This is a genomic window from Rhizobium sp. 18055 (assembly GCF_902706285.1).
Lineage (GTDB): Bacteria > Pseudomonadota > Alphaproteobacteria > Rhizobiales > Rhizobiaceae > Rhizobium.
In genome coordinates, this window is the sequence record NZ_CACSKD010000003.1 from 300936 (window position 1) to 314032 (window position 13097).

7 protein-coding genes are annotated in these 13097 nt (G+C 60.8%); 4 read left to right on the forward strand and 3 right to left on the reverse strand.

The genetic code is table 11. From position 1 onward, the window contains the following. The first annotated feature begins 117 nt into the window (after positions 1-117). The 3 genes from GVL52_RS07745 (at position 118) to GVL52_RS07755 (ending at position 5276) form a co-directional block, all read left to right on the forward strand. Complete coding sequence (locus tag GVL52_RS07745; RefSeq protein WP_160005898.1) at positions 118-795, forward strand: response regulator transcription factor; 678 nt, start codon at positions 118-120, stop codon at positions 793-795. After that, entirely contained in the window at positions 792-2195 is a 1404-nt protein-coding gene (locus GVL52_RS07750; protein ID WP_160005506.1) for a HAMP domain-containing sensor histidine kinase, read from the forward strand. Before GVL52_RS07745 ends, GVL52_RS07750 begins: the two co-directional genes overlap by 4 nt. A gap of 126 nt (positions 2196-2321) precedes the next feature. Then, the gene (locus GVL52_RS07755) at positions 2322-5276 is read left to right on the forward strand and encodes a bifunctional [glutamine synthetase] adenylyltransferase/[glutamine synthetase]-adenylyl-L-tyrosine phosphorylase (RefSeq protein ID WP_160005508.1); all 2955 of its coding nucleotides are present in this window, start codon (positions 2322-2324) and stop codon (positions 5274-5276) included. A 1-nt stretch (position 5277) separates the two neighbouring features. On the opposite strand, the gene GVL52_RS07760 is transcribed toward GVL52_RS07755, so the two are convergent. From GVL52_RS07760 to GVL52_RS31170, 3 genes are all read right to left on the reverse strand, one after another. Further along, on the reverse strand, positions 5278-7596 hold the full coding sequence (locus tag GVL52_RS07760; protein WP_160005510.1) for a PAS domain-containing sensor histidine kinase: 2319 nt from the start codon (positions 7594-7596) through the stop codon (positions 5278-5280). Between the two features lie 182 nt (positions 7597-7778). Next, entirely contained in the window at positions 7779-10427 is a 2649-nt protein-coding gene (pepN, locus tag GVL52_RS07765; RefSeq protein WP_160005512.1) for an aminopeptidase N, read from the reverse strand. Between the two features lie 165 nt (positions 10428-10592). Beyond that, complete coding sequence (locus GVL52_RS31170; RefSeq protein WP_160005514.1) at positions 10593-11696, reverse strand: methyl-accepting chemotaxis protein; 1104 nt, start codon at positions 11694-11696, stop codon at positions 10593-10595. Positions 11697-12006: 310 nt separating this feature from the next. On the opposite strand from GVL52_RS31170, the gene GVL52_RS07775 reads away from it, so the two are divergent. Further along, a complete protein-coding gene (locus GVL52_RS07775) occupies positions 12007-12939 on the forward strand; it encodes a DMT family transporter (protein WP_160005516.1) in 933 nt (310 codons plus the stop codon). The last annotated feature ends 158 nt before the right edge of the window (positions 12940-13097 follow it).

Genomic DNA, 13097 nt, shown 5'->3' on the forward strand with positions numbered 1-13097 from the left:
CCGCGCCCTGGCGCGGCTCCTTTTGTCCACGCACCACAGGTGACGACAATGACCTTCCCGCAAAACGATCCAGCTTTGAGCCTTGCCGAAACACAGCCGGTGGGTAATGTCGGCCGCATGAAGATTCTCATTATCGAAGACGATCTGGAAGCGGCTGCCTACCTCACGAAAGCGTTTCGCGAGGCCGGTATCATCGGCGACCATGCCAGCGATGGCGAAAGCGGCCTCTTCATGGGGACCGAAAACACCTATGATGTGATTGTGATCGATCGCATGCTGCCGCGCCGTGATGGCCTCTCGGTCATCAGCGAGCTGCGCCGCAAGGGCATCCACACCCCCGTTCTCATTCTCTCGGCGCTCGGCCAGGTCGATGACCGTGTGACCGGTTTGCGTGCCGGCGGCGACGATTACCTGCCGAAGCCCTATGCCTTCAGCGAGTTGCTCGCCCGCGTCGAAGTGCTCGGCCGCCGCAAGGGCACCCCCGATCAGGACGTCGTCTATCGGGTCGGCGATCTGGAACTCGATCGTCTCGCTCATGAGGTGCGCCGTGGCGGCAAGGAAATCCCGCTGCAGCCGCGCGAGTTTCGCCTGCTTGAATATCTGATGAAGAATGCCGGCCAGGTGGTGACCCGCACCATGCTGCTCGAAAACGTCTGGGACTATCACTTCGATCCGCAGACCAACGTCATCGACGTGCATGTCTCGCGACTGCGCTCGAAGATCGAGAAGGATTTCAGCCTGCCGCTGCTGAAGACCATTCGCGGTGCGGGGTATATGATCAAGGATGACGGATGAACCGCTTCTGGGTTCTCTACAAGTCCACGGCAGTCCGCCTTTCGGCCCTCTATATCCTGCTCTTTGCCATCTGCGCCGCAACGCTGGTCTTCTACGTCACGGCGATGTCCGAACGGTTGCTGACCAGCCAGATCCGCGAGGCGGTGCAGCAGGAAGTCGATCAGGTGCAACGCTCCTATGACAATGGCGGCATGAACCTGCTGTTGCGCACCATGGAGCGGCGCGCGCGCCAGCCGGGCGCCAATCTCTACATCATAGCCGGGCCGTCGGGCGATATTCTCGCCGGCAACGTTGCCTCGGTCCAGCCCGGCGTTCTCGACGAGCAGGGATGGACGTCGCTGCCGTTTCGCTATCAGCGCTATGCGGAAGGTAGCCAGGGCAAGCCGCATATGGCGGTCGCCAACATCAACATCCTCGACAACGGCCTGCGCATCCTGATTGGCCGTGATCTCGGCGAGCCTGAAGCCTTCCGTGTGCTCGTCAGGCAGGCGCTGATGATCGCGCTGGCGATCATGGGCCTGGGTGCGGTCATCATCTGGTTCGGTATCGGTCGCAACGCCCTGAAGCGCATCGATCGCATGTCTGCCGCCAGCAAGAAGATCATGGCCGGCGATCTCTCGCAGCGCTTGCCGGTCGGTGGCTCCGGTGACGAATTCGATCGTCTGTCAGTGTCGCTGAACGCCATGCTCGGTCGCATCGAGAAGCTGAACGAAGGTCTGCGGCAGGTCTCCGACAATATTGCCCATGACCTGAAGACGCCGCTGACGCGGCTGCGCAACAAGGCCGCCGATGCGATCGATACGCCGGATGCCGATACGCGCCGCACCGCCCTTGAGGGCATCATCTCCGAATCGGATCAACTGATCCGCACCTTTAACGCCTTGCTGATGATCTCGCGTGTCGAGGCCGGATCGGTGGCGGCCGAAATGTCCACCATCGATCTCTCGGCGATCGTCGCCGACAGCGCCGAGCTATATGAGCCGGTTGCCGAAGAGGCAGGTCTGGCGATGACATTGTCGATCGAACCGGGCATCGAGGTGCAGGGAAACCGTGAGCTGATCGGCCAGGCGATCTTCAATCTCATTGACAATGCAATCAAGTATTCCGCCAACGCGCAGGCTACAGGCGAAGTGTCGTTGCGATTGACACGCCGAGCCGACGCCATATGCCTGCAGGTCGCCGATCGCGGCCCCGGCATTCCGGCTGAAAAACGCGAGGACGTCCTCAAGCGCTTCGTGCGTCTGGATGAAAGCCGTTCGAAGCCGGGAACGGGTCTCGGCCTGTCGCTGGTCGAGGCCGTCATGGAACTGCATAGCGGCAAGCTGGAACTGTCAGACACGGACCCAGCTGCCGCGACCAATCGCGGTCTGGCGGTTACCCTGATCTTCCCCGTGAAGTGAACGCCCGAACCGACCTGCGTCAATTGCCTGTTGGCCATTGCGGCCACAGACCCTAACTTAGCGTGTGATGGCGGGAGAGGATTTGATTCCGCTCCGGCTTTCGCTGCTGATGGCCAGGGAGGGCGCATGCTGACGAAATCGACACACAGTCTCAAAGAGGTGGCTGACGGCCTGCTGAAGCCGCTGAGCAAGGCCGAGTTGAAGCTTGTGCTTGGCGATCTCCAGAAGGCCGGCGACGGGGAGCAGGCGGTTACGGAGATGCTGAAGATGGAAGGCGCGCTTCGCGACTTCGTCACCGCGGCTTTGACGCTATCGCCCTATCTGCGCGATATCGCCAATGTCGATCCCGCTATTCTCGCCGTTGCGATCACCGAGCCGCTGGAGCCACAGATCGAAGCGCTGATTGCCGAGGCACGCGACGCCTGGATACCACGCGACGGCGTCTCACCGAGCGAGACGCAGGTCATGAGCCGCCTGCGCGTCATCAAGCGCAAGGTCGCGTTCCTGGTGGCGCTGGCCGACCTTGCCCGGATCTTCGATGCCCGCGCCACGACCGCCTGGCTGAGCAGGCTTGCCGAAGCCTCCGTCTCGGCGGCAATCGATCACCTGCTGCTGTCGTCGCATGAAAGCCGCAAGCTGCAGCTGAAGAATGTCGCAAGGCCGAGCGAAGGTTCGGGGCTGGTGGTGCTCGGCATGGGCAAGCTTGGGGCCTCGGAGCTGAACTATTCCTCTGACATCGATGTCGTGGTGTTCTTCGACGAACAAGCAGGCATTCTCTCTGATCCCGATGATGCGATCGATATTTTCCCCCGGCTGATGCGGCGTCTCGTCCGGATCATGCAGGAGCGCACCGGCGACGGCTATGTGTTCAGGACCGATCTGCGCCTGCGGCCGGATCCGGGCGCGACGCCGCTTGCCATCTCCGTTGACGCCGCCATGGTCTACTACGAGGGCAGGGGGCAGAACTGGGAGCGTGCGGCCTTCATCAAGGCGCGTGCGGTTGCCGGCGATATCGCGGCCGGCGAGCAGTTCCTGCGCGATCTCACCCCCTTCGTTTTCCGCAAGTATCTCGACTATGCGGCGATCGCCGACATCCACTCGATCAAGCGCCAGATCCATGCGCACAAGGGTCACGGTGCGATCGCGGTCAAGGGCCACAACGTCAAGCTCGGGCGTGGCGGTATCCGCGAGATCGAGTTTTTCGCGCAGACGCAGCAACTAATAGCCGGCGGTCGTATGCCGGCGCTCCGCTCGCGCGCGACCGAGGAAACGCTGTCCGAACTCACCAAGGCCAAGTGGATCGACGAGGAAACCCGCGACGAACTGACCGAGGCCTACTGGTTCCTGCGCGATGTCGAGCACCGGATACAGATGGTCCGCGATGAGCAGACGCATCTGCTGCCGGAGACCGAAGCAGATCTGAAGCGGATCGCCTTCATGATGGGCTTCACCGATACCCCAAGCTTCTCCGAGCGGCTGGTTGATGTCTTCCGAACGGTGGAGCGCCGCTACGCGCGTCTGTTCGAACAGGAAACCAGGCTATCGACGGAAACCGGCAACCTCGTTTTCACTGGCCAGAACGACGACCCCGATACACTGGTCACGCTGAAGAAGCTCGGTTTCGAGCGTCCCTCGGACATATCACGGGTGATCCGCACCTGGCACTATGGCCGATACAGGGCGACGCAATCGGTCGAGGCGCGCGAACGGCTGACGGAACTGACACCAGAGCTGCTGCGGGTCTTTGGTGAAAGCAAGCGCGCCGACGAGGCGATCCTGAGGTTCGACAGCTTCATCTCCGGTCTCCCCGCCGGCATCCAGCTGTTTTCGCTGCTCGGCAGCAATCCGGCGCTTCTCTCGCTCATCGTCTACATCATGTCGGCGGCGCCCAAGCTTGCCGAGGTGATCGCCGCCAAGCCGCATGTGTTCGACGGCATGCTCGATCCGGGCCTGATGGCCGAACTGCCGACCCGCGATTATCTGGCCGGACGTCTGAAGGGGTCGCTGCAGCAGGCGCGCTACTACGAGGAGATCCTGGACCGGCTTCGCATCTTTGCGGCCGAGCAGCGCTTCCTGATCGGCATTCGCCTGCTGACCGGCACGATCAACGGCCAGATGGCCGGCCGCGCCTTTACGCATCTGGCGGATCTGATTGTCGAGGCGGCGCTGAACGCAGTCCTGGCTGAAATCGAAACGGCACACGGCAGGTTTCCCGGTGGCCGCGTCGCCGTCGCGGGCATGGGGAAGCTCGGCAGTTTCGAGCTCACCGCCGGCTCCGATATCGATCTGATCCTGCTCTACGACTATGACGATACCGCAGAACAATCCGACGGGGACAAGCCGCTCGACGCCGTTCGCTATTTCACCCGCGTGACGCAGCGCCTGATCGCAGCCCTTTCTGCACCGACGGCCGAGGGCGTGCTCTACGAGGTCGATATGCGACTACGCCCGTCCGGCAACAAGGGGCCGGTCGCCACCCGCATCAGCTCGTTCGCAAAATATCAGCGCGAGGAAGCCTGGACCTGGGAGCATATGGCGCTCAGTCGCGCCCGATTGATCTCAGGGGACGTTAGCCTGATCGCAGATGTCGAGCGCGTCATCGAGGAGGTGCTGTCAACACGACGAGACCTGCCGAAGGTGGCGCACGATGTTGCAGAGATGCGGACGTTGATCGAGCAGGAAAAGCCACCGGCCAATGTGTGGGACCTCAAGCTCATCCCGGGCGGCGTCGTCGATATCGAGTTCATTGCCCAGTATCTGGCGCTGATCGCGCCGGCGAAGGATGTTGACATCAGGGTCAACGGCGTCAACACCGGCGAGGCGTTGAAGCAACTCGGTGGCCCGCTGATGGCGGCAGCCGATCTCGATACCTGCATGCGGGCGTTTTCGCTCTACACCGAGCTGTCGCAGTTGATCCGGTTGTGCATCGACGGGCCGTTCGATCCGAAGGATGCGCCCTCGGGCCTCGTCGATCTGGTCTGCCGTGCCGGCGATTGCCCGGACCTCCGAACGCTTGAGGGAGAAATCAAGCAACTCGCAAAGGCGGTCCGAAAGGTCTTCCTGGCGACCGTGAAAACGTAATTTAGTTGGCACCGTCCGGGATCAGCAGCGAAATCACGGTGCCGGTCGCCTCGCGGGAGCGGATTTTCATCCGCCCGCCATGCAACGTGGTCAGCGACCGCGAGATCGCCAGCCCGAGCCCCGAGCCACCCTTGCTCTTGGCATATTGGCTCTGGACCTGCTCGAAGGGCTGGCCGATCTTGCTGAGCGCCGCGGACGGAATGCCAATGCCGGTGTCGGCAATGGTCAACATCACGCCGCCGGATGTGCGCCGGGTGCGCACCGCAATGCGGCCGCCTTCGTTGGTGAATTTCACAGCGTTGGAGAGCAGGTTGAGCAGGATCTGTTTCATCGCCCGGCGATCCGCCGTCAGGGTCATGCCATCGCAGATGCGCTGCTGGATCACGATCCGCTTCTCGCTGGCGGGGATCGCGGTGAAACGCAGGCTCTCTTCGATCAGCGGGGCAAGGTCGATCGTCTCGCATTGCAGCTTCATGTGACCGGCTTCGATCTTCGACATGTCGAGAATGTCGTTGATGACGTTGAGCAGATGCCGGCCGCTGTGGTGGATGTCGCGGGCGTATTCGTCGTATTTGGCCGAGCCCAGCGGTCCGAACATCTCATCCTGCAGGATTTCGGAGAAGCCGAGGATGGCGTTGAGCGGCGTGCGGAGTTCGTGAGACATGTTGGCGAGGAATTCGGACTTCGCCTTGTTGGCAGCCTCGGCCCGTTCCTTCTCCGCCTGATAGTTCGAGTTTGCCAGCGAAAGCGCGGATTTCTGGCTTTCCAGCGTCTGCCGGGACGACGAGAGGTCGCCGATCGTTGCCATCAACCGCCGCTCTGAATCACGCAGGCGCTCCTGGTTGCGCTTGAGCAGGGTAATGTCGGTGCCAACGGAAACCATGCCGCCGTCGCGTGTGCGGCGTTCGTTGATCTGCAGCCAGCGCTCGTCGGCAAGCTGCACTTCGCTGGTGCGCGAATAGCCGTTGCCGTGGGCGTCGGCGATCCGGCGCTCGATCACCGGGCGGGCCGCGGCTGCGTTGACGGCGGCACGCTCGGTGCCAGGCACGAGCACCTTGTCGGGGAGGCCGTAAGCCTGCTGGAAGTGCGCATTGCACATCACCAGCCGATCGTTCTTGTCCCACAGCACGAAGGCTTCGGAGGTGCACTCGATCGCATCAGCCAGCCGCTGGTCGGCCTCTGCGTAGCGTTGCGCAAGGCGGTGCTGTTCGGTCACGTCCATCGCAATGCCGATCATGTGAACCCGGCCGGCATTGGTGCGGATGACCTGGGCACGCGCACGCATCCAGACATAGTGGCCGGCGGCATGACGCATGCGGAAAATCTGGTCGATCTGATCGGAATCGCCACGGGCGACGGAACGGGCAATCTCGTAAATGCCGCCGTCGTCCGGATGCATCAGGCGAGCCGCGTCGCCGAAGCACATGTTGCCGTCAGCGGCCGGCAACCCGAGCATCTGGTACATCGACCGCGACCAGAAGAACTCGCGACGATCGAAATCAAAATCCCAAAGGCCGCAGCGGCCGCGCGACAGAGCCGTCTCGACCCGCAGGTTGGACTCGACGAAGATCTCATCGGCATCGCGGGCGCGTCGCACCTGCATGTAATAGGCGTAGAGGATGACCAGCAGGATCGAGGAGATGCCGGCAAACAGCGTGACGTTGAGCGTCAGTTCCTCGCGCCAGAGCTGGCTGATCCGACCGAGCGACGTTGCCGCAACGACATAGCCGCCGCTGTCGCCGATCAGCGTGATCTGGGCATAGTACGGACGACCGTCAATCGTCGTCTCGATGACGCCGGCGCGGTCGCCAAAGCGGCGGACTGCGGAAACCTCGGAGAAGAAATCGCCGATGCTGGCGCCGACATAGGTGGCACCCGCTGTCGAGGCCGCGAACACCTTGCCGCTTGACTGCACCAGCAGAACGAAAGCGTCGTCATCCAGCCGGTCTTGCGGCAGGAAGCGGGTCAGGCGGGCCTGACCTTCCGCAGCATTGCCGTTGTCGAAGATCGCGGCGGAATCGGCAAATGCGGCAGCCGCGGTTGCGGCAGCCAGCGCCGTGGTGTGGCGGGCGGCGGCCTGCATGCGGTCGTGCTCGGAGAGCATGCCGAAGAAATGCGAGACCGCGACAACGGCGAGAAAGGCGACGATGAGGATCGGGATGGCGCGCTTCAAAACGGCCTCGGCATGGGTGAAATTGCGAGAAGTTGGTCGCTGCGTCGCAGAAGCCTTGTCGGCGAAGGTCGCGCGCCAGGCGCGGAAGCTCTCGAAATCGACACGCAGCCGTCCCTCGGCCACGGTTGCCCGCCGCACGTTCATCATTGTTTTGAGCCTTGATCCCTCGTGATTCGCTGCGCCGCTCGCCCGAACCTGACCCAATGAATCATTGGTGATTCGCCTTGTCCAGAGGAAAAGGTAAAAATCTGTTAACCGATTCTAAGTGCTGATTTTTCCCGGGCGTCGGAGAGGCGGCTTTGCTCGGTTCGGCCGCCTCCGGCTGCAAATCATCCCTTGAGGGTGCGCTCCACGATGTCGCGGACGTCAGTCGACAGGCTCGTCGCCCCGGCGATCTCGGCCAGAGCCTTGCCCGCATGCTCGGCGCGCACCGGCTCCAGCGAGCGCCAGGAACGCATCGAGGTGAGGATACGGGCAGCCAGTTGCGGGTTGCGACCGTCGATGTCGAGGATTTCGCGCGCCAGGAACCGGTAGCCTGCGCCATCTGCCCGCCCGAAGCCGGTTGGGTTGCCGAAGGCGAACGTACCGACCAGCGAACGAACACGATTGGGGTTGGTCCGCTTGAACAACGGATTGTCCATCAGCTTGACCACGCGATCGAGGGTCTTTGCACCCGGGATGGTCGCCTGCACGGAGAACCACTTATCGACGACAAGCGCATTTTCGGCAAAGCGATCGTGGAACGTCGCCAGGGCCTTGGCCGCATCGTCGCTGTCGGGAAAGCGATGCGCGAGGATCGTCAGCGCATGCATCAGATCGGTCATGTTATTGGCAGCGTCGAAGGCAGCCTTTGCCCGTGACGGCGTGTTCTCGGCATAGGAAAGATAGCTGAGCGCACTGTTGCGCAAGGCGCGGCGTCCTGCGCTCTTCGCGTCCGGGCTGAACGCGCCGGGCGTGGTCATGCTGTCGTAGAGTGCTGCGAACACGGCCTTGCCGGCTTCGGCGACCTGCTGCATGACCGCGGAGCGGCCGGCATGAACGGCGTCGGGATCGGTGTTCCCGCCAAGTTCGCGCGCGATATCGGATTCGCTTGGGAGCGCCAGCGCCTGGGCGCGGAAGGCGGGTTCCAGGCCCTCGTCGGCGGCAGCGGCAAGCAATGCGTCGATGAAGTCCTTCGAGGCAACGACGGGCTTTCCTTCGCGCGTATGGCGAGCGGCGGCAAGCAACGTCGGAAGTGCCAGATCGGTGAGCGCCTGCCAGCGTGCAAAGTGATCGGTCTCAAAGCGCGCAAGCAGAACGAGGTCGCCCGGGGACTGGTCGAAATGCAGGTTGATCGGCGCCGAAAAGCTGCGGTTGATCGAGATGATCGGCCGCGAGCCGATGCCCTTGAATACGGCCGTCTGGGCGCGCTCGGTCAGGTGCAGGACGTTGTCGCCATATTCGGCACCCTCGACGGAGGAGGGCTCGAATGGGGTGCCGTCTTCCGCAAACAGAGCGATGCTGAGCGGGATATGCATCGGCTTCTTGTCGGTCTGGCCGGGCGTCGCAGGGATCATCTGCTCAAGCGACAGGCTGAAGCTCCCGGCGGCAGCGTCGTAGGTGCCAGAGGCGGTGACGAGCGGTGTGCCGGCCTGGTGATACCACAGCGAAAACTGCGTCAGATCGCGTCCGCTGACCTCTTCGAAACATGTGACGAAATCCTCGATCGTGACGGCCTGGCCGTCATGGCGATCGAAATACAGATCCATGCCGCTCTTGAACTTGTCTCTGCCGAGCAGCGTCGCGATCATCCGCGTGACTTCGCTGCCCTTCTCGTAGACCGTCGTCGTGTAGAAGTTGTTGATTTCGCGGTATGTCGTCGGCCGCACCGGATGCGCCAGCGGGCCGCCATCTTCCGGGAACTGTTCGGATTTCAGGTGGCGGACTTCGGCGATCCGCTTGACCGGGCGCGAGCGCATGTCTGCAGAAAACTCATGATCGCGATAGACGGTCAGGCCTTCCTTGAGGCAAAGCTGGAACCAGTCGCGGCAGGTGATGCGGTTTCCGGTCCAGTTGTGGAAATATTCGTGGGCGATGATCGCCTCGATATTCGCATAGTCCTGGTCGGTCGCCGTCTCCGGATCAGCCAGCACATATTTGTCGTTAAAGACGTTGAGCCCCTTGTTTTCCATGGCGCCCATGTTGAAGTCGGAGACGGCAACGATCTGGAAGATGTTCAGGTCGTATTCGCGGCCGAACCGTTCCTCGTCCCACTTCATCGACCGCTTCAGCGCATCCATGGCATAGGCGGCGCGGCCTTCCTTGCCGTGCTCGACATAGATCTTCAGCGCGACTTCGTTCCCGGACATGGTTTCGAACGTGTCCTCGACGACACCCAGATCGCCGGCGACGAGTGCGAAGAGATAGCTGGGCTTGGGGTGCGGATCGAACCAGGCGGCAAAGGCACGCCCCTCGTCATAACCGGCACCGCCGAGGAAGTTGCCGTTCGACAGCATGACCGGATTGGCGGCCTTGTCGCCGATGATGGTGATCGTGTAGGGCGCCAGAACGTCCGGGCGGTCGGGGAAATAGGTGATGCGGCGGAAGCCCTCGGCTTCGCACTGGGTGCAATAGACGCCGTTGATGCGATAGAGGCCCATCAGCTTGGTGTTGGCTTCCGGATTGATGATCGTTGTGATCGTCAGTTCGAAGGGCTTCGATTTCGGCAGGTTACGAACGGTCAGGCTCTCCGGCGTTGCCGTATACTGGCTTGCCTTCATTTCCTTCTGGTCGAAAAGCAAACCGGCCAGTGCCAGTTCGTCGCCATCCAGCACCAGCGGCGCCTTGGCATCCGCGCCTTTGCGGCGGTGGAAGATCAAGCGCGCATCTACCTTGGTTGCGGTCGGGTCCAGTTCGAATGTCAGGTCCACGCGCTCGAGTACGAAATCGGTGGGACGGTAATCTGCCAGATGGATGATCTGGCCGGTATCTGTGCGCATGATATTCCCTGAGACCTTAAGACAATGCTTCGCTTACAGAGTGGGCACTCTGCCGTAAAATTTGATTGGTATAATTACACTAAAGTCTGAACTAAAGCTAAAGCGAAAACCTTAGGGATGCAGGTTTTAGCCCCGTTGGAGCAAGAGATACTTAGGCATTTTCCGCTATCGCAGATTGAGATTTGATCTGATTGCCGTTTCGTCTTCGGTCTTCTGAACGACCACACCGTGCCAGCCGAGGCCGTCATAGTCCTCGTAGCCCAGGGTCTTGGCATAGGCGACAATGGACCCGTTGTTGTCGTAGTAGCTGCCGCGTGATTGCCCTGCCTGCTTCTGCAGGGCGAAGTGGCTGAACATCAGCGCGGTATTGCTGCAGGCAATAATCCGATTGGCGCCGTCGAGAAGCATGACGGTGGTTCGGTTCGCGACCTGCGATGGCAGGTTGGCTTCCTTCTCCACAATCGCCTGGCCCTGGTTTTGCCAGTCGAAATAGACCCCGAGCGTTCCAACGAGCCGCCCGTCCAGCTTTCCGCCCTCGCGAACACCCGTCGCATAGACGAGTGCCGTGCGGCCGCCATGCAACTCGCTATTTCGCACCTCGTCCACGACATAATCGTCGCCTAATTTGCAACTGGCCGCAGCCCGATGCCATGCCGCGTCGGCAAGCGTGGCATTCAGCATCTTGCGCTGGAAATCAGGGTTTGCAGAGGCAATGACCCGCCCGGTCATGTCTGTGAGCACGAGGTCGAGATAGACTGTGTAGAAGCGGTTGATGACGCCGAGGCGCTCGGCCGCAAATCGCGCATTTTCCTTCGTCGGCGCCTCTAACGTCTGCCACAGGGCGGCGTCGGTTGCCCACCAGCGCACATCCGCCGTCCGTTCGAAAAGATTTCGCACGATCAGCTGTACAAGCGTCTGGGCAAGGTCGGACAAGCGGACGCCTTCCAGTTCGTTGACCAGTGAATCGGCCATTTTACGGGAAAGCCCTATACGCCTGAGGACATTGCTTTCGAATGCATCGGCGATCTCTCCTGCCACCTGCGCCAGGCGCTGCACTTCGTTGGCAACGACTGCAAAGCCTTTCCCGGCTTCGCCGGCGCGCGCCGCTTCGATCAGGGCATTGATTGCCAACAGCCTGATCTGTTTCACGACATGAGTATTGGCTGCGCTGAAATGTTCGAGGTCGGAACCGATTTCATCGGTCACGACGCGCATCGAGCGCGGGGTTGCTGCAGGCAGATGGTCTTCGGGTGTCGTAGACGGCATCATGCGTATGCCTCCTGAAAACAGTTCTAAGTTGTGAAATTATGAAAATTGCTTTTGTAATCCTTGAATCAATGCGGCCATATGGTTTGCAAAATATTAACAGCAGCACTGCCGACTGACTATTTCAGGGGCGGTTTTTCAAATTGGCGCAATTTAATGCGCTTGTTCGGCCCGTTCGGGCTGTTGAGTCTATGACGGTTTGATTCCATGACATTTTCGCCTTGTTCTTTGCAGAGAACGGCTGGCAGAATGCCCAGGCATCGAATCCGATGCAGTTTTCCGATTAGAAATGACCAATAGGCGAGTTGCTGACATGCGGTCGGTCTTCGACAATCCGATGAAAGGCATTGCGCTTAAGGTCTCGTCTGTCGTCGTTTTCCTTGCGATGCAAACCTGTATCAAGTTGGCGGGTTCCGGTATCCAGCCAGGCCAGGTGACGTTCTACAGATCGTTCTTCGCGCTTTTCCCGATCATGGCCTTCCTTGCCTACCGGGGGCAGTTGCGTGAATCCTTTTATACTGCCAATCCGGTCGGGCATCTGAAACGCGGGACGCTCGGCATCATCTCCATGGGCCTCGGTTTCTACGGCCTGCTGCACCTGCCGCTTCCAGAGGCCATTGCACTCGGCTATGCGACACCGCTCGTTGCCGTCATCTTCGCTGCCGTCTTTCTAGGTGAGACCGTGCGGATCTATCGGTGGAGCGCGGTGCTGGTCGGCATCATCGGCGTCGCCATCGTGTCGTGGCCGAAGCTTACGCTTTTTCGCGAGGGTGGCGTCGAGAACGAGCAGGCAATCGGCGCAGTCACTGTGCTGCTGTCATCTGTTCTTGCCGGCATGGCGATGATCCAGGTGCGCCGGCTTGTCGAAGAGGAGAAGACCTCGACGATCGTGTTGTATTTCTCGGTAACGGCCTCACTTTTTTCGCTTTTGACGCTGCCGTTCGGCTGGGATCTTCTGGATCTGTCGCCGCAACTGTTTCTGATCGCCGCCGGTTTCTGCGGCGGCGTGGCACAGATATTATTGACGGAAAGCTATCGTCATGCGGACGTCTCCACCATTGCACCTTTCGAATACACGTCGATCGTGCTCGGTGGCGTTCTCGCGTATTTCGTGTTTGGCGACATACCGACGATGAGTATGTTGATCGGCACGGCCATCATTGTCGCTGCGGGCGTGTTCATCATCTATCGCGAACATCGCTTGGAGCTGCAGCGGCAGGCGTCTCGCAATGCAGATTCCTTTTAGCCGCCCGACCTGTCGCAAATTCGACCGTTGTGATCGTCTCCAGATATCACCCTACAGAAATTGAGGGTGGCATCTTGCCGCGACCTATGATTTGTCAAATGTGAACAAGTTTCATTTATTTTTACATCCTTATGTTGAAAATAGGTGGCGGCTTTCCG

What these genes read in the sequence shown, in the direction of transcription:
- GVL52_RS07745 (WP_160005898.1), top strand. Translation starts at nt 118, where the DNA reads ATGAAGATTCTCATTATCGAAGACGATCTGGAAGCGGCTGCCTACCTC.
- GVL52_RS07750 (WP_160005506.1), top strand. Translation starts at nt 792, where the DNA reads ATGAACCGCTTCTGGGTTCTCTACAAGTCCACGGCAGTCCGCCTTTCG.
- GVL52_RS07755 (WP_160005508.1), top strand. Translation starts at nt 2,322, where the DNA reads ATGCTGACGAAATCGACACACAGTCTCAAAGAGGTGGCTGACGGCCTG.
- GVL52_RS07760 (WP_160005510.1), bottom strand. Translation starts at nt 7,596, where the DNA reads ATGATGAACGTGCGGCGGGCAACCGTGGCCGAGGGACGGCTGCGTGTC.
- pepN (WP_160005512.1), bottom strand. Translation starts at nt 10,427, where the DNA reads ATGCGCACAGATACCGGCCAGATCATCCATCTGGCAGATTACCGTCCC.
- GVL52_RS31170 (WP_160005514.1), bottom strand. Translation starts at nt 11,696, where the DNA reads ATGATGCCGTCTACGACACCCGAAGACCATCTGCCTGCAGCAACCCCG.
- GVL52_RS07775 (WP_160005516.1), top strand. Translation starts at nt 12,007, where the DNA reads ATGCGGTCGGTCTTCGACAATCCGATGAAAGGCATTGCGCTTAAGGTC.